Source organism: Sodalis sp. RH22 (genome assembly GCF_047324165.1).
Lineage (GTDB): Bacteria > Pseudomonadota > Gammaproteobacteria > Enterobacterales > Enterobacteriaceae > Acerihabitans.
The window spans coordinates 5,706,400-5,729,666 of record NZ_CP178731.1 but is presented as its reverse complement, the minus strand read 5'-3'; the positions used below and the strand labels follow the sequence as shown (position 1 = coordinate 5,729,666).

19 protein-coding genes and 1 tRNA gene are annotated in these 23,267 nt (G+C 60.7%); 11 read left to right on the top strand and 9 right to left on the bottom strand.

All coding sequences use genetic code 11. From position 1 onward, the window contains the following. Positions 1-496: 496 nt before the first annotated feature. On the bottom strand, positions 497-1,504 hold the full coding sequence (gene yejK / locus ACL2XN_RS26075) for a nucleoid-associated protein YejK (protein WP_413729764.1): 1,008 nt from the start codon (positions 1,502-1,504) through the stop codon (positions 497-499). Between the two features lie 180 nt (positions 1,505-1,684). On the opposite strand from yejK, the gene ACL2XN_RS26070 reads away from it, so the two are divergent. The 3 genes from ACL2XN_RS26070 to ACL2XN_RS26060 all read left to right on the top strand — a co-directional run bounded on the left by ACL2XN_RS26070 (position 1,685) and on the right by ACL2XN_RS26060 (position 3,863). Further along, positions 1,685-1,912 (top strand): YejL family protein, encoded by a 228-nt coding sequence (locus ACL2XN_RS26070; protein WP_410014284.1) that lies wholly within the window; start codon positions 1,685-1,687, stop codon positions 1,910-1,912. Between the two features lie 20 nt (positions 1,913-1,932). After that, positions 1,933-3,708: an LPS biosynthesis-modulating metalloenzyme YejM gene (gene yejM / locus ACL2XN_RS26065; protein WP_410014283.1), complete on the top strand. Its 1,776-nt coding sequence runs from the start codon at positions 1,933-1,935 to the stop codon at positions 3,706-3,708. A gap of 78 nt (positions 3,709-3,786) precedes the next feature. Further along, positions 3,787-3,863: transfer RNA gene (locus tag ACL2XN_RS26060), tRNA-Pro, on the top strand. Positions 3,864-3,972: 109 nt separating this feature from the next. Here ACL2XN_RS26060 and ACL2XN_RS26055 read toward each other — a convergent pair. Both ACL2XN_RS26055 and ACL2XN_RS26050 read right to left on the bottom strand, forming a co-directional pair. Next, positions 3,973-4,914 carry an SDR family NAD(P)-dependent oxidoreductase gene (locus ACL2XN_RS26055; protein WP_413729763.1) on the bottom strand — a complete coding sequence of 314 codons (942 nt, stop codon included), beginning with the start codon at positions 4,912-4,914 and terminating at the stop codon, positions 3,973-3,975. 215 nt (positions 4,915-5,129) lie between these two features. Further along, a complete protein-coding gene (locus tag ACL2XN_RS26050; protein ID WP_410016769.1) occupies positions 5,130-5,975 on the bottom strand; it encodes a metal ABC transporter substrate-binding protein in 846 nt (281 codons plus the stop codon). Positions 5,976-6,258: 283 nt separating this feature from the next. Here ACL2XN_RS26050 and ssuE point away from each other — a divergent pair, with 283 nt between their 5' ends. From ssuE to ACL2XN_RS26030, 4 genes are all read left to right on the top strand, one after another. Then, positions 6,259-6,822: an NADPH-dependent FMN reductase gene (gene ssuE, locus ACL2XN_RS26045; protein ID WP_413723295.1), complete on the top strand. Its 564-nt coding sequence runs from the start codon at positions 6,259-6,261 to the stop codon at positions 6,820-6,822. Between the two features lie 117 nt (positions 6,823-6,939). Then, positions 6,940-7,926, top strand: a complete 987-nt coding sequence (locus tag ACL2XN_RS26040; protein WP_413729762.1) for an ABC transporter permease — start codon at positions 6,940-6,942, stop codon at positions 7,924-7,926. Continuing rightward, the gene (locus ACL2XN_RS26035) at positions 7,923-8,765 is read left to right on the top strand and encodes an ABC transporter permease (RefSeq protein ID WP_410014279.1); all 843 of its coding nucleotides are present in this window, start codon (positions 7,923-7,925) and stop codon (positions 8,763-8,765) included. Before ACL2XN_RS26040 ends, ACL2XN_RS26035 begins: the two co-directional genes overlap by 4 nt. A 6-nt stretch (positions 8,766-8,771) precedes the next feature. After that, positions 8,772-10,421 (top strand): ABC transporter ATP-binding protein, encoded by a 1,650-nt coding sequence (locus tag ACL2XN_RS26030; RefSeq protein ID WP_410014278.1) that lies wholly within the window; start codon positions 8,772-8,774, stop codon positions 10,419-10,421. Positions 10,422-10,478: 57 nt separating this feature from the next. On the opposite strand, the gene ACL2XN_RS26025 is transcribed toward ACL2XN_RS26030, so the two are convergent. Genes ACL2XN_RS26025 through ACL2XN_RS26000 form a run of 6 tightly spaced genes read right to left on the bottom strand, consistent with a single transcriptional unit; the run spans position 10,479 to position 18,208 of the window. Then, positions 10,479-11,291, bottom strand: a complete 813-nt coding sequence (locus ACL2XN_RS26025; protein WP_413727973.1) for an SDR family oxidoreductase — start codon at positions 11,289-11,291, stop codon at positions 10,479-10,481. Positions 11,292-11,302: 11 nt separating this feature from the next. Beyond that, positions 11,303-12,535: an acyl-CoA dehydrogenase family protein gene (locus tag ACL2XN_RS26020; RefSeq protein ID WP_413727972.1), complete on the bottom strand. Its 1,233-nt coding sequence runs from the start codon at positions 12,533-12,535 to the stop codon at positions 11,303-11,305. A 9-nt stretch (positions 12,536-12,544) separates the two neighbouring features. Next, positions 12,545-13,897: an LLM class flavin-dependent oxidoreductase gene (locus ACL2XN_RS26015; protein WP_413727971.1), complete on the bottom strand. Its 1,353-nt coding sequence runs from the start codon at positions 13,895-13,897 to the stop codon at positions 12,545-12,547. Then, positions 13,894-15,249, bottom strand: a complete 1,356-nt coding sequence (locus tag ACL2XN_RS26010; RefSeq protein ID WP_410014274.1) for an LLM class flavin-dependent oxidoreductase — start codon at positions 15,247-15,249, stop codon at positions 13,894-13,896. The genes ACL2XN_RS26015 and ACL2XN_RS26010 overlap by 4 nt, the downstream gene beginning before the upstream one ends. 42 nt (positions 15,250-15,291) lie before the next feature. Then, positions 15,292-16,554, bottom strand: a complete 1,263-nt coding sequence (locus ACL2XN_RS26005; protein ID WP_410014273.1) for an acyl-CoA dehydrogenase family protein — start codon at positions 16,552-16,554, stop codon at positions 15,292-15,294. Between the two features lie 49 nt (positions 16,555-16,603). Next, a complete protein-coding gene (locus ACL2XN_RS26000) occupies positions 16,604-18,208 on the bottom strand; it encodes an ABC transporter substrate-binding protein (RefSeq protein WP_410014272.1) in 1,605 nt (534 codons plus the stop codon). 299 nt (positions 18,209-18,507) lie between these two features. Here ACL2XN_RS26000 and ACL2XN_RS25995 point away from each other — a divergent pair, with 299 nt between their 5' ends. From ACL2XN_RS25995 to ACL2XN_RS25980, 4 genes are read left to right on the top strand one after another with little or no spacing between them, the layout of a single operon-like run. Continuing rightward, the gene (locus tag ACL2XN_RS25995; RefSeq protein WP_413729761.1) at positions 18,508-20,109 is read left to right on the top strand and encodes an ABC transporter substrate-binding protein; all 1,602 of its coding nucleotides are present in this window, start codon (positions 18,508-18,510) and stop codon (positions 20,107-20,109) included. 1 nt (position 20,110) lies between these two features. Further along, positions 20,111-20,896 (top strand): class II aldolase/adducin family protein, encoded by a 786-nt coding sequence (locus ACL2XN_RS25990; protein WP_410014270.1) that lies wholly within the window; start codon positions 20,111-20,113, stop codon positions 20,894-20,896. Beyond that, positions 20,889-22,100 carry an acyl-CoA dehydrogenase family protein gene (locus ACL2XN_RS25985; protein WP_413729760.1) on the top strand — a complete coding sequence of 404 codons (1,212 nt, stop codon included), beginning with the start codon at positions 20,889-20,891 and terminating at the stop codon, positions 22,098-22,100. Before ACL2XN_RS25990 ends, ACL2XN_RS25985 begins: the two co-directional genes overlap by 8 nt. A gap of 8 nt (positions 22,101-22,108) precedes the next feature. Next, positions 22,109-23,254 (top strand): LLM class flavin-dependent oxidoreductase, encoded by a 1,146-nt coding sequence (locus tag ACL2XN_RS25980; protein ID WP_413729759.1) that lies wholly within the window; start codon positions 22,109-22,111, stop codon positions 23,252-23,254. Positions 23,255-23,267 lie beyond the last annotated feature (13 nt).

The following is a 23,267-nucleotide window of genomic DNA, read 5'->3' as shown; positions in this document are numbered from 1 at the left end:
CCGATGGGGTTGAATCGGGCGTGGTTTTCCGCCCGAACGAGGCCCCATGGCGCGGTAGGCCCGCCAACACCGGGCTCATAGCAAACGTGTTCAAGGGAAACCGTGCCGATGGGGTTGAATCGGGCGTGGTTTTCCGCCCGACCGAGGCCCCATGGCGCGGTAGGCCCGCCAACACCGGGCTCATAGCAAACGTGTTCAAGGGAAACCGTGCCGATGGGGTTGAATCGGGCGTGGTTTTCCGCCCGACCGAGGCCCCATGGCGCGGTAGGCCCGCCAACACCGGGCTCACAGCAAACGTGTTCAAGGGAGACCGTGCCGATGGGGTTGAATCGGGCGTGGTTTTCCGCCCGACCGAGACCCCATGGCGCGGTAGGCCCGCCAACACCGTACTCACAGCAAACGTGTTCAAGGGAGACCGTGCCGATGGGGTTGAATCGGGCGTGGTTTTCCGCCCGACCGAGGCCCCATGGCGCGGTAGGCCCGCCAACACCGTACTCTAGCTTCCGCCGTTCTGGCGACGGGTAAGCTGATCGCGCAGGTTCGGCGGCGTACCTTTGATGGTCAGGGTATCGGTGGCGGGGTCCCAGAAAATACGCTCGCCCAACAGCTGCGCGTCAAAATTCAGCGTAACGCCGCCGCCGCTGCCGGCATACTTGGTCAACTGGCGCAGGGTGCCGCGGTCGGCCGGAAAACTCTCCTCCAGCTCATACCCCGCCCCGCTGGCAAACGCCTGAAAGGTTTTATCGCCCACCGGCGGCAGGGTCTCGGACAGCTCGGCCACCGCGATCTCCTCGCCGGACGACAGCTGATCCTTACAGTAGCTGTATACCTGCTGGCGCACATTCTGCCGCTCGCTTTTATCAAGCTGGGCATCGGCGCAATAATCATCCACCGCCTGCAGCAGCCCGCGATTCTGCGCTTTGGCGTCCAGCCCTTCGCTGGCGGCGAGGAAATCCATAAAAAAGTCGGACACCTTACGGCCCACCCGTCCCTTCAGGAACGTCAGATAGCGCGCAGACTGCGGATTGGTATCCCATTCGGTCAGATCGATACGCGCCACGATATCCGCATGGTTTATATCCAGATAATGGGTACTGCTGATATCAAGCTGTTCATTCACCCGCATACTGCTCAGGCTGTTCAACACCGCGATCAACAGATATTCCACCGCCAGGTAGCGGTACTGACAAAACAAAACGACGCCGCCCTCGGCAAAAGGATATTTGGCCAGTTCGTCGCGCAGCCTGCCGGTGGCGGCGCGGGTAAACGCCAGGAAGTCTTCATCGCCCTTGCGGCAGCTGCGCAGCGCCGACGCCAGCTCGCTGCCCTCGTTAAACAGACCGTAGGCTTTGTTTTTCGCGCTATATACCCGGTGCAGCTCCGCCATCATCTCCGCCACCGCCGCGCTGGGGGACAAAAGCGAATCGCGCAATACCAGTTCCAGCGTTTGCTCGTCGCGTTTGATAAGCTGATGCAATGCTATCTGGTCAATATCCAGACTCATGATTTATTCTCCTTCGGGCCAGGTGCGTATTCAAACACTGAATAGCCCGCAGCTCAACCGGTGTTGCGCTGGCACAGCACATTGCGCAGGGGCGCCCCGGCTGAAAAGCGATAAAAAAGCGGAAAAAGCGGAGTTGATACGGTAAGATAGCGGACTTTAACAGATTACTAAGAATATATTATGCCGCAAGCATCCCGTTATAGCGACGAAGAGGTTGAAGCATTGCTGGGCGAACTGTCGGCGGTGCTGGAAAAGCACCGTACGCCAACCGATTTGTCGCTGATGGTATTGGGTAATATGATTACTCATGTGATCAACACCAGCGTGGCGCCGGAACAGCGCAAAACCCTGGCAAACTCCTTCGGCGAGGCGCTGCTCTCCTCCGTCCGGACTCACGATACGCATTAATGAGCTGCCAAGACTGATTTATGGTGACAAATAGCCAGCGCTACCGTGACAAAGTTTCCCAAATGATCAGTTGGGGTCACTGGTTCGCCCTTTTCAACATCCTGCTTAGCCTTGGGCTCGGCAGCCGCTATCTTTTTGTCGCCGACTGGCCCGGCTCGCTGCTGGGCCGCGTTTTCGCGTTCACCAGTTGGCTCGGCCACTTTAGTTTTATCGTTTTTACCCTTTACCTGCTGATTATCTTCCCGCTGACCTTTGTAGTGATGTCGCAGCGACTGCTGCGCTTTCTGTCGGCCATTATCGCCACCGCCGGGCTGACGCTGCTGCTGGTGGATACCGAGGTGTTTACCCGTTTCCACCTCCACCTTAATCCGGTGGTCTGGGAACTGGTGGTCAACCCCGACGAAGGTGAGCTGGCGCGCGACTGGCAGCTGATGTTTATCGGCATCCCCATCATCTTCCTGGTGGAAATGCTCTTCGGCACCTGGTCATGGCAAAAGCTGCGCAGCCTTAACCGGCGTAAAATCGGCAAGCCCGTGGCTATCGTGCTTATCTGCGCCTTTTTCGCCTCGCACATTATCTATATCTGGGCGGACGCCAATTTCTACCGGCCGATTACCATGCAGCGCTCCAACCTGCCGCTATCCTACCCCATGACCGCGCGCCGCTTCCTGGAGCGGCACGGCCTGCTGGATGCGCAGGAATACGAGCGTCGCCTGGTGCAGCAGGGCAATCCCGAGGCGGTGGCGGTGGAATACCCGTTAAGCCCGCTGCAATTCCAGAATAAAGGCAGCGGATATAACCTGCTGATCATCGCCACCGGCGCCCTGCGCAACGATACCGTCGACCAACAGATGCCGACGTTAAAGCAGTTCGCCGCCGACAACGTGCGTTTCACCAACCATTTCAGCACCGGCAATCATGCGGATACCGGGCTGTTCGGGCTGTTTTACGGCATTTCGTCTTCTTATATGGACGGCATCCTGGCGGCGCGCAAGACCTCGGTATTATTCGATGCGCTCGGCAAGCAGGGCTATCAGCTGGGCCTGTTCTCATCCAACGGCTTCGGCAGCCCGCTGGACAGGCAGGCGCTGCTGACCGATTTCAGCCTGCCGGAGCCGGTCAGCCAGCCCGACAGCCAGACCGCCCAGCAATGGCAACAGTGGCGCGCGGCGTCCACCGGCGATGCGCCCTGGTATTCTTACGTGGAATTCAACGGCACGGATATCAACGCCGGCCTGAATAACAAGCCCAACCTGGCGGAGCATTACCAGCAGGGCGCTCAGCGCCTGGACGGCTATATCGGCCAGATTATCGCCACCCTGCGCGCCAGGGGAGACCTGGAGCATACGGTGGTGGTGATTACCGCCGCCAACGGGCTGGAGCTCAACGATCGCAAGAACGGCCATCGGGAAGCCGGCACACGCCTTAACCGATACCAGCTGCAGGTGCCGCTTATCATCCACTGGCCGGGCACCCCGCCGCAGGTGGTGACCAAGCTGACCTACCACAACGATGTCACCGCCACGCTGATGCAGCGCCTGCTGCATGTCGCCACCGATGCCAGCGACTATACCCAGGGCGAGGATCTGTTTGCCCCAAGGCGGAGCAACGATTGGGTGGTCAGCGGCGATAACGGCACGCTGGTTATCAATACGCCGACCCAGAGCATCGTGCTGCAAAGCAACGGTGATTACCGCACCTACGATCTCAATGGCGACGTTATTCATAACGCCAAACCGCAGCTGGCGCTGCTTTTGCAGGTACTGACGGACGAAAAACGCTTTATTGCCAATTAACTGCTTAAATCTAAAGCAGTCAATTCAATGGGCTATTGCAATCAACGCAGGACAAGGTAGTATAGGCGCCCATGCAGTCGGCATGTAGCGCAGCCTGGTAGCGCACCGTCATGGGGTGTCGGGGGTCGGAGGTTCGAATCCTCTCATGCCGACCAATCATCCTGAAGAAAACCAACCACTTGTGGTTGGTTTTTTTTTCGTCTGAAGCGTGGTTGAAAAACCAGGCGGCGGCTTAAGCGCGGGCGCCGGGTCTGGCGCGGGTCTTTATAAACATGATTGCCTGCCCTCCTCGTCTTCCCGTTTCATTCTCGCGCGAATGCCACCCTCAATGCGCAGGGTCTCCGCCATAGGCTCATAGATAGCCCCTTGCGTAGCGGCCACCGGCGGGGCTTTATGAACTTCGCGGTCGGCGATGTCCGCTGACAGCCGCTCGGTCAAATCCGGGAACAGATGATGGGAAATATTGGAGGAACCGGCCTTCCAGCCGACGGGCGTTTCTTCCTGTGGATTGACGCAGGCCCCGACGATGGCATCCACCACCAGCGCGGGATCGTCCATCGCCGCCATGCGCGGCGCATGGACGCTGTAATTGGCGGCATGCAGCCACCAGGGCGTATCCACCGCCCAGGGCATAATGGTCGCCACCTTGATATTGGCGGCGCTGCCATCCAGACGCAGCTCTTCGTTGAGCGTGCGGCTGAGGCTCAGCACCGCGGCCTTGGAGGCGGCATAGGATGCCTGATAGGCCAGGGGCACTTCGCTGTCGATCGACCCGGTGTTTATCAGGGTGCCGAACCCCTGCATGCGAAATTGCCGGATTGCCGCGTGGGCGCCAAACAGGAGCCCTTTCAGGTTAACGTCGATAATGCGCGCATGATCCGCCGGCGGAATATCCCAGAATAGTCCCAGGGCGCCGATACCGACGTTATTGATCCAGATATCGATGCCGCCAAACCCTTCCAGCGCCGCCTGGGCCAGATGCTCGACGTCGGCGGCGTCACTGACATCGGTCCGCACCGCCAGCGCCGCGCCGCCGGTGGACCTGATGTGTGCGGCCAGATCTTCCAGCGCCGCCTCCCGCCTTGCGGCAAGCACGACGTTCGCGCCCAGTTGCGCGAGTTTGAGCGCCGTTCCCCGGCCAAAACCGCTGGATGCGCCGGCGATGACGACGGTCTTCCCCTTGAGATCGTGCTGGTGTGCTGACATGATGGATATCTCCATTTAATTAGCGCGCTTACCCAAAATGGGGAAATCCATCTCCCTGACCTGGAACCCTGGCCAGGGGACATAGTGCCGCGCGGAAGGCTATACCGATAGGTTCGCAATGGAATACGTCGGGATAGCCTCAATATAGTTGAAGATACTGCAGCGGGCAAAACCGTGGTTGTGACGCCCACCGCCGCCACGCGGCGGCGCTAGGGTTATTGCATGCTGGCGGCTATCGTCTCGACATTGTGTTTAAAGGCCGCCTCGTAGGTCGTCGCGGGCCCGCCGGCTTTCGATAACGATTCCGGATACAGTTCGCCACCCGGCTGCGCGCCACTGGCGGCCGCCACCTGCTTCACCAGGCGCGGGTCGGTTTGATTTTCAATAAAGTAGGTTTTGATATGCTTTTCCTTAATCTGCCTGATCAAGCCGGCGACGTCGCTGGCGCTGGCTTCGGCTTCAGTGGAGAAACCGACCGGGGCGAGGAACTCCACGCCATACTCGGCGCCGAAATAACCAAAAGCATCGTGGCTGGTAATCACTTTACGTTTGTCCGCCGGGATGGCGGCGAAGGTGCTTTTTGCCCAGCTGTCCAGCTTTTCCAGTTTTTGTATATAGGCGCTCCCTTGCCGGCGAAAATAATCCGCATCCTCAGGATCCGCGGCAATCAACGCCTGCATAACATTGCGGGCATAAACTGCGCCGTTTTTGGCGCTGTTCCATGCATGAGGGTCGGTGACGGTTTTGCCTTCCTCTTCCATGTTGCGCGTGTTTACGCCCGTGGACGCGGTAATGATCTTGCCCTTATAGCCTGACGCCGTGATCAGGCGATCCATCCATCCTTCCATCCCCAGGCCGCTGACAAACACGACGTCGGCTTTATTTAACGCCTGGCTGTCTTTCGGCGCCGGCTCAAAACTGTGGGGATCGCCATCCGGGCCCACCAGGCTGGTCACGGTGACATGATCCCCGCCAACCTGTTTTACGATATCGGCCAGTACGGAAAAACTGGCTACCGTATCGACCGTTTTGGCCAACACGGCGGGGCTCGACACCATCATGGCCACCGCTAATGGTAGGGTTAAACGATTCAATTTTCTCTCCTTGCTGATAAACGCGCGCTATAAACGCCAGTTATTGTTACTTTATAACATAACATGTAGCGCGATTTGCTGGCAAGACTTAACGCCGGCGGTCATCATTTATTCAGCTATAGAAAGCCAAAAAAGATATTTTTATTTTTATTACATGCGTAATAAGGTGGTTGCGCATATGTAATGGCGCTGTATTTATTTTGAGATATTTTGTATTGGCAGAATATGATGATTGTTTCAAGGAGCTGTAATGAATGTTATTACCCTGGCCGGTAGTCCGCGTTCGCCCTCGCGTTCGGCGGCGCTGTTGACTATCGCCCAGCGCTGGCTGGAGGGACGGGGTATTAAGGTTACCCCCTGGAATGTGTTTAATTTTAACGCGGAAGATTTGCTGTACGCGCATTTCGACAGCCCCGCGCTCAATGACTTTGTCAGGCAGCTTGCCGGAGCCGATGGCGTGATTATCAGCACGCCTATTTATAAAGCCTCGTTCAGCGGCGCGCTGAAAACCCTGCTGGATCTGCTGCCGGAGCGCGCGTTCGAGCATAAAGTGGTGTTGCCGCTGGCCACCGGCGGCTCGGCAGGGCATATGCTGGCGCTGGATTATGCCCTCAAGCCGGTGCTTAACGCGCTGAAAGCCCAGGAGATCCTGCACGGCGTTTTCTCAGAAGACAGCCAAATCACCCGCTACGATGGCGATCCGTTGTTAAGCGCCGCGCTTGAAGGCAGATTGCTGGAATCCCTGGAGACCTTTACCCGCGCGCTGGAAAGGCAATCGCAATTCAGCCCCTTGCATATCTCATCCGCCTCGTAGGCCTCGGCAGCGGCCGCTGACAGGCGCGACGTGGAGAATAGAGTAAACCTTATGAAATTAGCTTGGTTTAATGACGGTAAACACCCCATATCCTTATTTTTAACGGGAGGATAAGCGATGCAGGGGAGAATTGGCTATATAGGCTGGCGGCTGTTCCAGATTTTGCCCACCACGTTTACCATTGTGCTGTTGGCCTTTGTGTTAATGAAATTAGCGCCCGGGGATGTTATTGATGTCGTGGCGGGAGAATCAGGCGGGGCCACGCCGGAATATATGGCGGAAATGCGTGAATTATATGGGCTGAATATTCCGATCTGGCAGCAGTTTATTCATTATCTCGAGTCGCTGGCGCATTTCGACCTGGGCTATTCCTTTCGGGAAAACACGCCCGTTGCCGATTTAATCCTCAGCCGGTTGTCCGCGACCATTACCCTGTCGTTGACGGCGATTATTTTCGCCCTGTTGGTTGGCGTGTTGCTGGGCATTATTGCCGCGCGCTACCGTGGTTCCTTCTTGGACGGGCTGATCTCGGTTTTTTCCACCATCGGTTTTGCCACGCCTTTATTCTGGATTGGCTTGTTGCTGATCGTCGTATTTTCCATTAATTTGCGCTGGTTTCCGGTGAGCGGCATCGCCACCGTCGGCGCCGACTACGCCAGTCAGGTCTATTACCTGCTGGACGTAGCAAGGCATTTGATCCTGCCGGCGTTATCGCTGAGCCTGTTCTTTCTGTCGATGTATGTCCGCATCACCCGTTCCTCAATGCTGGAAGTCTATGGACAGGACTTTGTGCGCACGGCCAGGGCCAAAGGATTAAGCGAATGGCGGGTAATATTCGGCCATATCCTGCGTAATGCCGCGCTGCCGATTATTACCATTACCGGCCTGGAAATCGGCGGACTGCTCAGCGGTTCGGTGGTGGTGGAAACCGTCTTCGGCTGGCCGGGTATCGGCCGGCTGGCCTACGACGCGGTATTTTCCCGCGACCTCAACCTGCTGCTGGGCATTTTCTTGCTCAGCTCCTTTCTGGTGGTGCTGATGAATCTGCTGGTGGATTTGATCTATGTCGCGCTGGATCCGCGCATCGGGAGACGCCGCCAATGATATCTCGCGGTTTTCGCGCGCGGCTGGCCCGCTCATATTCCACGCAGATTGGCCTGCTGTTATTGTTGCTGATCCTGTGCGGCGCGGCGGCGGCGTCCTATTTTTTCCCCGGCGACCCGCGCAATATGGTCGGCAGCCCGACGATTTGGCCCGGCGCCGATGCCCGGTTTCCCCTCGGTACCGACATGATGGGCCGCGATATGCTTTCCGGCCTGCTGTATGGCGCCCGCACCTCGCTGATGATCGGCCTGTTCGCCACCGCGCTTTCCGTGGTGCTCGGTATTGTCATCGGCGTGATCGCGGGTTATTTCGGCGCATCCTGGGTTGACGATATCCTGATGCGCCTGACCGAAGTGTTCCTGACCATGCCGCGCTTACTCTTTGCCATCGCCCTGGTGATGGTGCTGGGTCCCTCGACATTCAGCATTTCCCTGGCGCTGGGCGCGACCTCCTGGCCGCAAATCGCGCGCCTGGTGCGCGGCGAGGCGCTGCGCGTGCGCGAAATGGAGTTCGTGCGCGCCGCCGCCACCATCGGGCTTGGACACCTGCGCATCATCACCCGCCATGTCTTGCCCAACAGCATCGCGCCGGTGATGGTGGCCTCGTCGGTACTGGTGGCGCAGGTTATTTTATCCGAGGCGTCGTTATCCTTTCTCGGGCTTGGCGATCCCAGCGTGGTGACCTGGGGGGGCATGGTCGGCTCAGGGCGCGAGGTGCTGCGTACCGCCTGGTATATGACCGCCCTGCCCGGCCTGGCTATTTTCGTGACCGTTATGGGCTTTATGCTGATCGGCAACGGCCTGAACGATATTTATAACCCACGCCTGCATAGGAAGTAGATTACGATGGCAACAGAAGAGAAACCGACCGCCGCCGTCGACGGACCGATACCGCTCAAGCTGCTTGACGTGCGGGATTTACGTATTGGTTTTAATGGCGAAGAGATTGTGCACGGCATTTCTTTTCATATTAAGCCGCATGAAAAGGTCGCCCTGGTGGGCGAGTCCGGATCGGGTAAAAGCGTGAGCGCCATGAGTTTATTACACCTGATCCCCGGCGCCAGCGTGTCCGGACAGGCGCTGTACGGCAATACCGATCTGCTCAAGCTGCCCGAGGCGGACGTACGCGCCGTCAGCGGCAAGGATATTTCGATGATTTTCCAGGAGCCGATGACGGCGCTTAATCCCCTGCATCGGGTCGGGGAACAGATTGCCGAAGTTTACCGGCTAAAGCGGCGGATGGGCCGTAAGGACGCCTGGGAGCATGCCGTGGCCCGGCTCGCGGAAACCGGCATCGCCGAGCCGGAACGGCGCGCCAATGCCTATCCGCACCAGCTTTCCGGCGGGCAGCGCCAGCGCGCCATGATAGCCATGGCGCTGGCCGGCGAGCCCAAACTGCTGCTGGCTGACGAACCGACCACCGCGCTGGATGTGACCCTGCGGCTGCAAATCCTTGAACTGTTGTCCGCTTTGCAGCGCAAGAACGGCTTATCCATCCTGCTTATTACCCACGACCTGCACCTGGTGCGCCGTTTCGCCGATCGGGTCATTGTCATGGAAGCCGGCAATATCGTGGAAGTCGCCCCGACCGAACAGCTGTTCCAGGCGCCAAAACATCCCTACACCCGTCAGTTGATCAACAGCCGTCCGCAACGGGACATCGGCGCCGTCGCCGCAGACGACGCCGGGCAGCACCCGCGCCTGGAGGGCAAAGACCTGCAGATAAGCTACCCGGTTTCGCATCCGGGAATAGGCAACTGGTTCCGGCGCCACCGATTCCAGGCGGTCAAAAATGCCGACTTCGTGTTGCGGCGCGGACAAACCCTGGGCGTTATCGGCGAGTCCGGTTCAGGCAAAAGCACGCTGGCCGCCGCGGTGCTGGGACTGATGGATCATGAAGGCTCGCTGCTTATCGACGGCATGTCGTGGCAGCAGGCCAATGCGCACTCTTCCCTGGCGCGCCGGTCGCAACGGCGCAAAATACAGGCGGTATTCCAAGACCCCTTCTCTTCCCTGTCCCCGCGCCTGAATATTGCCCAGGTGGTGGGCGAAGGCCTGCATTTCCATCATCCCGAACTGTCGGCGCGGGAGCGGGAGCGGCGTATTACCGCGATCCTCGGCGAGGTGGGTCTTAACGAAACCCAGTTTCCGGGGCTGCTGCACCGGTATCCCCATGAATTTTCGGGCGGCCAGCGCCAGCGCATCGCCATTGCGCGGGCGCTGATTATCAACCCCGATATTCTGGTGCTGGACGAGCCTACCAGCGCTCTGGACGTTACCATCCAGCGGCAAATCATTACCCTGCTGCAGCGACAGCAGCGCGCGCATGGTCTGAGCTATCTGATCATTACCCATGATGTGGCGGTGGTGGCCGCCATGGCGCACCGGATTATCGTCATGAAGGAGGGTAACGTGGTCGAGGCGGGGGACGCCATGACCCTGCTGAACGCCCCGGTCCATCCCTACACGCGCAGCCTGATCCTGGCGGCGGCCTGATACCCGGCACGCGCATGGCGCCAGGGGCGGGCGCCTGCCCCGCTGGCCGGCGTGTACCTAAAAAACGGGGTGCTGCCCGCCGTCCACCGAGATAAATGCCCCGACCACATAACTGGCGCGTTCGCTGGCCAGGAACAACACCACGTCGGCAACTTCCTCGGGACGGCCGAAACGGCGCAGCGGCAGTCCGCCGCTGAGCCGGCTTAGCGCCTCTCCGGACGTTATCCCCAAGCGCCGGGCTTCATGATCGACGGTCTGATCAATGCGATCGGTTAAGGTATAGCCCGGATTGACGGCATTAAGCCGGATGCCGTAACGCGCGTAATACTGTCCGAGTCCCAGGGTGGACAACAGCAGCGCCGCATTGGCCGCCCCGCCCGCCACATGCGACGGATGCGGCACCCGCGCGCCGGTGCCGATAATATTGACCACGGCGCCTACCTGGCGCGCCGGCGCGCCGGCGCCCGCGGCCTGCGCCACCCAGCGTTTGAGTACCGCGTCCTGGGCGTGGATATAGGTATAATATTTGGCGTCCATGGCGGCATGCCAGGCGGCGCTGTCGAGGGATTCCGGCGGGTTGCGGCGCGCGGCGCCCGCGCTGTTCACCAGGATATCAATCGGCCCCAACTGCCGGGCCAGCTGTTCGACGGCGGCCTCCGCCTCATCGCTGTGGCTAAGATCGGCACGCGCCACGGCAATCTCCGGCCCGTCATCCGCCAGCGCCAGCCGCGCCTGCGCCAGATTGCGCGTATCCCGCGATACGATGCCCACCCGCGCGCCCTCGCGCAAAAAAGCCCGGGCGACGGCCAGGCCGATGCCTTTGCTGCCGCCGGTGACCAGCACCACTTTCCCCGCTAATCCGAGTTCCATAACCCCGCTCCTTAAATTTTTGTATTGATCGGCGGCAGTATGCCGTTTAAATAAAAATCCCCCACCGCCCGCGCCTTATACGCCACGGGATCGTGGGTGGTATGGGTACGCGCGTTGCGCCAGTGTCGGTCAAGGTTAAGCGCCGTCGAGGTCGCCGAGGCGCCGCCAAGACGGTAGATCATTTCGCTCACCCTGACGGCGGCCTCGGAAGTGGCGTATTTCGCCTCCGCCACCGCAATCGACGCCTCCCCCAGCAGGCGATCGCTCGCCTCGCTGCCGGCCCATTGTGCCGCCAGGGCGTGGTCCAGCGCTTGCGCCCCGCGCTCAAGCAGGGTTTCCGCACCGTGCGCGATAATGGCCATTTCACCGACGGTATGCAGCACATACGGATCGGCGGTGGCGCCGCTGACGCCGCTTTCGCGTAGCGCGCGCGCCTGGTTACGCCCGTAAGCGCAGGCGTCCTCCAGGGCCGCCCGGGCGATGCCGGCGTCGATGGCGGCATGGATCAGCTGCGCGAACCCGCCTTCATGGGTGCGGCGCTGGCCATAGGCGGGAATGCGTAAGATCTCCCCCTCGGCGATAAGCACATTGTCAAACACCGTGGTGCCGCTGGCGGTGGTGCGCTGTCCCATGCCGTCCCAGTCGTCGCTGACGGTCACGCCGGGGCGATCCACCGGGACGAACACCGCCGCCCGGCCCCCCTCCTCATGCACCGCCGTGACCAGAATAAGGCTGGAGAACAGACTGCCGGTGCTGTAATACTTGCGCCCGTGCAGGCGCCACTCCCCATTTTTCCGCGTCAGCCGGGTGGCCACGTCGCCGATAAAGGCGCCGTCACGTTCGGCGGCGGCGTTGCCCATCATTGCCCCCCGCAGCACCCGATCGAAGTAGTGCCGCTGCTGCGCGGCGCTGCCATATAACCGCAGTTTTTCCAGATTGGCGAATTGCGGCGCGATCGCCTGGGCGATATTGGGATCGCCCGCCGCCAGCAGGCATATCACGCGGGAAAATGTCGTCAAGTCAGCTTCCAGGCCGCCGTATTCCCGCGGTACCCGCATCGACAGCAGCCCGCTTTGCCGCAGCGCGCGGATTTCCTCGTGGGGCAAGGCCCGCTGGCTATCGCGCCGCGCCGCGCCGGCGGCGAAACGCAGCCTGAATTGCTCCGCCGCCGCGATAAGCCCGGACGTATCGTCTTCTCGCCCGCCTGGGCGCAAGGCGTGTTGCTGGTCATGGTCTGTCGGCATACCTGTTCCTTAATAATGATCGCGCGCCGCATAGCGGCTGGCCGGGCGCGCCAGACCCATAATCTCCCGGGTGGTCGCGCCCTGATAGCGCCGGCGATATACCCCGCGCCGCTGCAGCTCGGGCACCACCAGGTCGACAAAATCCGCCAGGCCTCCGGGCAGCCAGCCCGGCATGATATTAAACCCGTCCGCGCCGCCCTCCTGGAACCAGGCGGTCATCATATCGGCGATATCCGCCGCGGTGCCGGTAAGCACCGGATGGCCCCGGGCGATGGCCACCTGCAAATATAAATCACGGATGGTGAGGTTATCGCGCCGGGCGATATGCCGGAGCAGCGCGATCCTGCTGTTGGCGCCCTCCCCGCCGGCCGCCGGCAGGTCGGGCAACGGCCCGTCCAGGGGATAACCGGACAGGTCGATGCCGCCCAGATGGTGCTCAAGCTGCGCCAAGCCAACCTCGGGGTGGATAAGCGATTGCAGATAATCGAATTTTTCCTGCGCCTCGCCCCGGGTGCGGCCCACCACCGGAAACAATCCCGGCAAAATACGCAGCGCGCGCGCCGATCGCCCCGCCGCCCGCGCCTGGCTCTTTAACTGGCCATAAAACGATTGCGCGTCCGCCAGGGTGGTCTGCGCGGTATAGATAACCTCGCCCACACTGGCGCCGAGCGCCATGCCGGCCACCGATGAACCGGCCTGCACCAGCAGGGGGTGGCCCTGCGGCGGCCGGGCGATGTTCAGGGGACCGCGCACGCTGAAAAATTCGCCCCGGTGGTCCAGGGCATGCAGTCCTTCCGGCCGGAAATAGACGCCCGCGTCCCGCTCGGCCACGATGGCATCATCATCCCAGCTGTCCCACAGGCCGCGCACCACGTCGACAAACTCCCCGGCGCGGCGGTAGCGCTCCCCGGCGGGCGGGATGGACCCGGCGCCGAAATTTTCCGCCTCCGCATCGCTTGAGGAGGTGACGATATTCCATCCCGCCCGGCCGCCGCTCAGGAAATCGAGCGAGGCGAATTTGCGGGCGATATGGAAAGGCTCGTTAAAGGTGGTCGACGCCGTGGCGATAAGCCCGATATGCCGTGACGTCTGGCTCAGGGCCGACAGCAGCGTTATGGGTTCAAAATGCGCCTTTGGCCCCCGCCCAAGGCGTTCGGCCGAACGGTCGCGGATGGCCAGGCCGTCAGCGAGGAAGAACAGGTCGAACAGACCGCGTTCGGCGATCTCCGCCACCTGCCGGTAGTGGGCGAAATCCATTGGCCCCAGGGGATTAACCTGTTGGTGGCGCCAGCTGGCCAGATGCCGGCCGGTCATCTCGACAAACACGCCGAGGTTCATTTCATGCCGCGCCGCGCCGCTCATGCTGGCGCTCCCGTCGCCCGGCCGGCATAACGGTTGGCCGGCCGCGCCAGCCCCAGATGGTCGCGCAGGGTAGCGCCGGTATACTCGTGGCGAAACAAGCCGCGCCGGCGCAGTTCCGGCACCACCTGGTCGATAAATTCCAGCAGGCCGCCGGGCAGCCAGGGCGCCATGATATTAAAGCCGTCCGCCCCGCCGCCGGTAAACCGTTCCTCCAACTGGTCGGCAATTTGCGCCGCCGTGCCGAAAATCGCCCAATGGCCGCGCGTGCCGGTGACATGCCAGTAGAGCTGGCGGATGGTCAGATTTTCACGCCGGGCGAACGCCGCCAGCAGCCCCTGCCGGCTCTGGTTTCCCTGCGTCGGCGGCAGTTCCGGCAGCGGCCCGTCGATGGGGTAGGACGACAGATCAACGCCGCCCAGGTGGCGGGCCAGGACCGGCCAGCCGATTTCCGGGTCGACCCATGACTGCAATTGCTCGAATTTTTCCCGGGCATGAGACTCGGACTCGCCGATAATAGGGAATACGCCCGGCATGATTTGCAACTGATCGGGATGGCGCCCGTAAGCCGCCATCTTCTGTTTAACGCTGCGGTAAAACGTCCGCGCATCCTCAAGCGTTCGCTGGGCGGTAAAAATCACCTCGGCCCGGCGCGCGGCCAGGTCCTGCCCGTCGTGCGACGACCCCGCCTGCACCAGCACCGGCTGCCCCTGGACCGGGCGCGAGATATTCAGCGGGCCCCGCACCTTAAAAAACCGCCCCTGGTGATCCAGCACATGCAGTTTGCGCGGGTCGAAAAAATGCCCCGTCGCTTTATCATTGAGCAGCGCGTCGTCTTCCCAGCTGTCCCATAATCCCTGCACCACGTCCACGAACTCCTGGGCGCGCTGGTAGCGCAGGCCGTGCTCCATAACCTCGTCACGATTAAAATTCAGCGCCTCGCCCAGCGTCCAGGAGGTCACCACGTTCCAGCCCGCCCGTCCCCCGCTGATATGATCGAGCGAAGCGAACTTGCGCGCGACATTGAACGGCTCGTTATAGCTGGTGGAGGCGGTGGCCACCAGCCCGATTTTTTCGGTTACCATCGCCAGGGCGGACAGCAGGGTGAGCGGTTCATAGTTCACCGTGCGCGTCGTTCGGCCGATATATTCGTCCTCCTCGTACTGGAAAGTCATCTGATCGCCTAAGAAAATCATATCAAACTTGGCCGCTTCGGCCCGGCGGGCCAGCAGTTTGAAATGCTCCAGGTTCATGCCGGCGTTAACCGGGGCGTCGGGATGCCGCCAGGCGCCGATGTGATGGCCGACATCCTGTAAAAACGCGCCCAGGCGCAGCTGTTTTTTCTGTTGTGTCAAGGTTAGCGCTCCGCTTGTTTACCCTGCTTCCACCCGCCCCCATCAGTCATACATGGTGATGGGGGGCGGCGTCTGGTTAAGGTAATAATTGCCGACCACGCGATAGCGGTGATTGATCGGGTCGTGGGTGGTATGGGTGCGTGCGTTGCGCCAGTGGCGGTCAAAGTTGTTCTCACGCAGCGTCGCGGAAGAGCCGCCGACCTCGTAAATCAGCTCCGCCGCCCTGAGGGCGGCGCCGTTGCAGACGATTTTCGCCTCGGCCGTGGCGATGGAGCCGTCTATCAGCTTCTGCTCCAGTTCATCCCCGGTCTCGCCGCCGTGCCAGGCAGACGCCGCGGTGTCCACCAGCGCGGCGGCGCGCAGCAGGGCCGCCTCGGCGCCATGCGCGTGGGCGATGATATTGCCGATGGTATGCTGGACAAACCAATCGTCGACGGAGCGCTGTACCCCGGAATCGGCGCGCGGCCGCGCGCCGCGATGCGCCCAGGCCACGGCGTCGTCCAGAACCGCCAGAGCGATGCCCACCTCAATGGTGGAATGCAGCATTTGCGTGGCCGCCGGCTGGTAGTTGCGCTTTTTGCCCTCGTCGCTGGTGTAGAACATCACCTCCTCGTCCGCCACCGCGACATCCAGGAATTCGGTGGTGCCGCTGGCGGTTAACCGTTGCCCCATGCCGTCCCAATCGTCGTGCTGCACAATGCCCGGCCGGGCGCGGGGCACAAACGCCGAAACTGTGTCGCCGCGATCATCCTTAGCGGTAACCCGCAGTCGATCCGCCATCAGGCCCCCGGTGCTGTAGAATTTTTTACCGCGCAAACGCAGCCCCTGCGGCGTTTGCACCAGCCGGGTGGTCATCTCCGCCACGAACTGCCCGCCGCGTTCGCCGGTCGCGCCGCTGATTAAATCGCCGTGCAGCAACCCGTGGAAATAACGCGCCTGCTGGGCGGCGGTGCCCGTCAGGCGAATACGCTCCACCGAGGTGAAATGCGGGATCAGCACCTGGGCCACGTTGGGATCGCCCTTCGCCAGCAGGATGACGATGCGCGCCAGTTCCGCATAAGACAGTTCGGGCCCGCCATAGGCCCCGGGCACCCGCGCCGCGCCGATACCCGCCCGCAGCACCCAGTCCAGTTCCGCATGGGGCAGAATACGTTCCTTGTCCCGTCTCGAGGCGTCGGCCGCCAGCCTGGCGCCGAGTTCCGCCGCCCGGGTTATCACATCGCCGGCGCGGGTATCAATCCCGGCGACCGCTTCGGCAAATCGGCCGGCCGGCCCGGCGTCGATGGTGGAAGAAGATAAAGACATAAAGACCCTCGCTTGGGACCGTTAAGTGGTGGCATCAACGCCGTCGCCATCAGGGCTGTTCGGCGATCCAGGCGTCGCGAAAACCGGAGTGCGCGCCCGCCGGGGAAAAATCCAGTCCGTGCAATTTACGGTTGTATACCGTGAAAAAAGGCGCTTCCATTACCGGAAGCAACGGTAAATCAGTCAGGGTTTGCCGTTGAAACTGACCAATAATGGCGATGCGCCGTTGTGGATCGACCTCATTTTGATAGGCGGCTATCAGCCGGTCCGTTTCCGGGCTGGAGTACGCGAACGCATTGGCGTAGGGCACCCCCGGGGATTGTGCTTTGGAGTCAAACACCCGCGTCAACCCCATTTGCGGGTCGAGCATCACGCCGAAGCCCTGGAAAATAATATCGAAGTCATAGTCCGAATAGACTTTTTTCAGGAACGTGGCGTTATCCAGCGGTGAGAACGCGATATCGATACCGATCTTGCTGAATTCCTGGCGCAAAAACTCTCCCGCCAGCAGGAACTGGCCGGAGCTGGGATCGGTATACAGACGCAGGGTGAAACGCTTGCCGCCGGCTTTCACCGGATAACCCGCCTCGTCCAGTAATTTACCCGCTTTCGCCACGTCGTAATCATAACGGGGAATATCGTCCGTATAGAACCGGGTCAGGGATGCGGGCACCACGCTGTATTCCGGCTTGCTTTGCCCATACCAGACGGTATCGATTAACCGCTGGCGATCGATGATATGGGCGATAGCCTGCCGCACTTTCACATTGGATAAAACAGCCGATCGCAGGTTAAAGCCTATAAAATAGGTCTGCGCGGCATAGGCATAGCCGCGGGATTCAAATTTGAGCTCGGGATTTTTTTTCAGGCGCGCTATATCGGAAAAGGGTACGCCGGCATAGGGAATATAGGATACTTCCCCCGATTCCAGCGCGCCGCTGCGGGCGGCCGCGTCCGGGATAAACCGGTAAATGACCCGATCCAGATAAGGTTTGCCCTTATCCCAATAATCGGGATTTTTCTCCAATACCACATATTGCCCCCGTTTCCATTCTTTAAAGCGAAAAGGACCGGTGCCGATGGGCCGCGCATTTTCAGGGTTCTTGCGAATATCGCTGCCGTCGAAAATATGTTTCGGCACCACTTGCGATTCCGCGCCGTCCAGCGCGCTTAATATTACCTGCGAGGGTGAGCTGAGGCGGAATATGGCCGTATAGTTGTCCGGGGTCTCCACATCTTTTAATGCCGAGAAGGTCGATCGCCCGCGCGAATGCACTTTTTTCCAGACTTCCAGCGCCGAGTATTTTACATCCGCCGCGGTAAAGGGCTGCCCGTCGTGCCATTTAACGCCCTGGCGCAGGTGAAAAGTGATGCTCAATCCGTCCGGCGCCACTTCCCAGGAAGTCGCCAGGCGGGGCTGGGGCTGAAACCTATCGTCGTAATACACCAGGCCGTCAAATATATTGGCTGAAATCACGCGATTGGCATATTGGTTGTTATAGGTCGCCGTCAGCGTGACCGGCTCGGGATAAATAGCGGCAATCAGGGTTCCTCCCCTGACGGGCGCCGGTTCCACCGCCCCGGCCGCGCCCAGAAAACTGGATGCCAGCAGGAGCGCTCCCACGGATAAGGCGGACAGGCATGATCTTAACATCTGTTTAAACCTTTTATTATAAATAATGGTTCCGGATCTGTGCAGGCGATGTTTTTCAACAGCGGAGAAAGTCTATCCCGGCGAAGATAACTTAATTAAATATCAATAATTGCTGTTTATAGACAACTTTGTGCTATCGAATTTATTACTGAGCTGGTTCTAAGTTAATTCAAAAAAAGCATTGGCTAAAAGCAGCCTTAATTTATATTTTAGGGTGTTTCCAAATTGTTAATGAAAGAAAGTTTTTTTATTACCACACGCCGGACCAGATAATTACCGAGGATGTAAGGTCATCATTTATGCCTATTTTTCAGCTGCCTTTGCCAAAAATCATTTTTGCCGCTATCGGCATCAGTTTTACCCTGACCGTCTGGCCCGCCCTGGCCGCCGGCGGTAATCTGGTCGCCCTGGTGCAACCCGAGCCCGTTGCGCTGAACACCGCCTTTAATACTAATTTTCCTAACGGCGTGGTTTCCAATAATATCTATGAAGGCCTGGTGTCCTATAACCAGGAGATGCAGCCGCAGCCCAGCCTGGCGACCTCCTGGGAAGTGGCGCCGGACGGATTGAGCATCACTTTTCACCTGCGCCAGGGCGTTAAATGGCACGACGGGCAGCCCTTTACCGCGGCGGATGTAAAATACTCGGCGCTGGAATTATGGAAAAAAGTCCATCCGCGCGGACGCACCACGTTTGCCGCGCTCAAGGATGTGGAAACGCCGGATGACCATACCGCGGTGTTTCGCCTCGAACATCCCTCTCTGGTGATCTTAAGTTCGCTGAACGCCAACGAGGCGCAGATTTTACCGGCGCATCTGTTTGCCGGCACCGACGTGCGCACCAGCCCTTATAATGCCAAACCGGTGGGCACCGGCCCCTTCAGGTTTGTGCAATGGCAGCGGGGACAATATATTGCGCTGGAACGCAACCCCGACTATTGGGACAGCGGCAAGCCCAAGGTCGATAAGGTTATCTTTAGCATTATCCCCGACGCGGGATCGCGCGCCGCCGCGTTGGAAACCGGCGACGTGCTGTATGCTCCCTATGATTCGGTGCCCCTTTCCGATGTAAAGCGCCTTAGCCAGAACCCGCAGTTGGTGGTGACCAAGCAGGGCTACGATTCGTCGGCGGCCTATACGTTTTTGGAATTCAACCTGCGCAACCCCATTTTGGCCAACCTGAAGGTGCGCCAGGCCATCGACCGGGCAATCGATAAACAGGCGCTGGTGGACGTGGTCTGGTACGGCCTGGGTAAACCCGCCACCGGTCCCGTTCCCTCGTCGCTGAAGCGTTTTTATACCATCGACGGCGTGCCGCAGTATGCCTTCGATCCCGCCGCCGCCGAGAAGCTGCTGGACGAAGCGGGCTACCCGCGCAAGGCCGGCGGCGTACGTTTCCGCCTCGCCATCGACTATTTCCCGGTCAACGACGGTTTCAAGAATCAGGCGGAATTTATCCGCCAGAGCCTGAGCAAGATAGGCATTGAGCTGACGGTGCGTAACCAGGACCTGGCGACATTTATCAAGCGCATCTACAGCGATTACGATTTTGATATCGAGACCGGCCGCTGGGTGCCCATGATGGACCCGCAGATCGGCGGCCTGCGCCACTACTGGAGCAAAAATATCGCCCAAGGCACGCCCTGGTCCAATGCCTCGAATTACACCAATCCCAACATGGACCGGATTATCGAGCGGCTGCAGGTGGAAATAGACCCCGGCAAGCGCGCGGGCGAATTCCATGAATTCCAGCGTCTGGCCCAGACCGACCTGCCGGTTATTCCCCTGGTGGAACAGCAGAATTTCACCGTCTACAGCACCCGGCTTCACGGCGTGAGCACCGCGCCGGACGGCGCCTTATCGTCGCTGAAAGATGTCTCTTTGCAACCTGAAGGAAAATAATATGAGTTTGTTCTCCGCCAACGATCCCGGCGCGACGGCCCGGCACGAGGCGCGGTTGGATCTCGCCGCCGCGCACCGTCTCGCGGTCTGGCACGATTTCAGTGAAGGCATTTATAATCATTTCACCCTGGCGGTGCCGGGCAGCGACGATCGCTTCCTGCTGCCGCCTTTCGGCCTGCATTGGTCGGAAGTGCGGGCCAGCGAGCTGATGACCATCGGTTTTGACGGCACGCAGCTGGACGGGGAAGGCATCATCCAGCGTTCCGCTTACTGTATACATGCGCCGATCCATGCCGCCCATGCCAAACACCAGGCGGTGTTCCATACCCATATGCCCTATGCCGGCGCGCTGACCCGGCTGGAAAGCCAGCATCTGCTGGCGCTCGGCCAGACCGAGGCGCTGCTGCTCGACCAAATCGCCTACGACGAGGGTTACGACGGCCTGGCCCGCGATCCGCGGGAAGGCGAACGGCTGGCGGCGATCCTGGGCGAAAAGACCATTCTGTTTATGGGCAATCACGGCGTACTGGTGACCGGGCGCTCCACCGCCGAAGCCTACGATCGGCTGTATACCCTGGAGCGCGCGGCGCGGGTGCAGCTGTTTGCCCTGTGGACCGGCCAGCGACTGCGGGGATTGAGCGCGGAGCAGGTGGATAAGGTACAGGACCAGATTCATAACACCCCACTGCACGATGCGCCGGGCGCGCAGTACAAACCCGGCTATCAGCTGCATTTCGACGCGCTGCGGCGTCTGCTTGACCGGCGCGAGCCCGACTATCGTGACTGACCTGGCCTCAGGGGATGATGCCCCGCTAACTTTTTCCCGGCTACTGGCGGCGGCCGGGCAATTCAGCGCCCAGTTTAGCGCCGGCGCCGCCCGCCGCGACCAGGAGCGGCTGTTGCCCAAGGCGGAAATCGCCGCGCTGGCCTCCTCGGGCCTGCTGGCGGCACGGGTCGCGCGCGCATACGGCGGCGGCGAGGTCAGCCTGACCCAATGGGTGCGCCTGATGCTGCCCCTGGCCAAAGGCGATCCGAATATCGCCCAGGCCATCCAGCCCCACGCCTGCGGCATCGAAAAGCTGCGCATTTACGGCACCCCGGCGCAGCAGCGGCGCTACCTCGGCGCCATCAGCGACGGCGCCCTGATCACCAATGCCTCCGCCGAACGCCATACCGGCGCGGTCGGACAAATCGCCACGCGCCTGGTCCGGGAAGGCGCCGGCTGGCGTTTGGACGGCACCAAGCACTATGCCACCGGCAGCCTGTTCGCCCACTATTTTTATGTCCTGGCCAATGATGACCAGGGCGGCCGGGCGCTGGCGCTGCTGCCGGCGGACAGGGCCGGCGTCCATATCCAGGATGACTGGAACGGCATGGGGCAGCGGACCACCGCCAGCGGCAGCGTGACTTTTACGCATGTCGTGCTGGCCGACGACGAAATCCTGCCGCTGCCGGAATGGAAAACCCGCCGCACTTATGAAGGCGCCTTTGCCCAACTGCTGCACGCGGTAATCGATACCGGCATCGCGCTGGCCGCGCTGGAGGATGCCGCCGATTACGGCCGCAACCGCGCCCGGCCCGTCAGCGACGCCGGGGTTGACCGGGCCGGCGATGACCCGTATGTCCAGCAGGCGGTGGGAGAAATGTCGGTGCTGGCTCATGGCGCCGAAGCCATGGTTGGGCGCGCCGCCGGCGTGCTTGAGCAGGCCATGGCGTTATTCTGGCGCGGCGCGGACGCCGAACGCGCCCTGGGCGAGGCCTCGGTCGCCGTCGCCGAAGCCAAGGTCGCGGCCGAACAGGCAGCCCTGCGCGTGAGCGAAATGCTCTACCGCGTCGGCGGCGCCGGCGCGACGATACAGCCGCTGAACCTGGACCGGCACTGGCGCAATGCGCGCACGCATACCACCCATGATCCCATCGCCTACAAAACCAAGATCATCGGCGATTTCGTGCTAAACGACCGTTTGCCCCCGATCGGCACTAAAATTTGAGGTTACCTATGCATTATCCCGTTTTGCCGCCGCTCCCGCCGGACAGCCCCCTGGGCATAGCCATGAAACAGCCGCTGATGCTCGGGCTGTTTTTACCCATCCATAACGGCGGCTGGACCATGTCGTCCTATCCCCGGGGCACCGACTGGACCTTCGATTACAATGCCGCGCTAACGCGCCAGGCCGAGGCGCTGGGATTTGAACTGGTGTTCGGACCGGCGCACTGGTTGCCAAAGGGCGGGTTCGGCGGAGAAACCCGCTATCGCGAAACGGCGCTCGACACCCTGATGACCGCGGCGGGCCTGGCGGCCATTACCGAACGCATCCTGCTGATTTCCACGGTGCATATTTTTTATGGCCCCTGGCATCCCCTGCATTTGGCCAAGTTCGGCGCGACGCTTGATCATATGTCGGGGGGCCGCTGGGGCCTGAACGTCGTCACCGGTTTCCGTAAAGACGAATGGGCCATGTTCGGCCAGGAGCAGCCTGGCCACGACCAGCGCTATACCCTTGCCGACGAATATGTTTCGCTGCTGCAGCAGCTTTGGGCCGGCACGGAAAACCTGGATTACCACAGCGACCGGTGGCGGTTGAACCAGGCGTTTGTCACGCCCAAACCCCGTTATGGCCGGCCCGTGATAGTCAGCGCCACCAGTTCGGCCGCCGGCATCGCCCATGCGGTACGTCAGGCTGACCTGATTTTCGTGACCAGCCCCGCCGGCGCGTCGTTCGAGGCGGCCATCGATGCGCTGCCGGATATTACCCGCCAGGTCAGGACGGCGGCACAGGCAATCAACCGCGACGTGCGGATCCTGGTCAATCCGATGATTATCGCGCGCGATACCGAAGCCGAAGCGCAGGCAGTATATCAGGCGATCATCGCCCAGGCCGACCATGGCGCGGTGGACGGATTTTTCCATACCCACGCTACCGGCGATAGCCGGTCCTGGCGCGGCCACCAGCGGGATGAGCGTATTGTCGGCGGCAATATCCAACTGGTGGGCACGCCGGAGCAGATCACCGAACAAATCCTCCGGCTCAAGGCTATCGGCTGCGACGGACTGCAACTGTGTTTTGTCGACTATCAACCCGAGCTGGCTTATTTCGGCCAACGGATCCTGCCGCTGCTAAAACAGGCGGGCCTGCGTTATTAACGCATTATTTCTT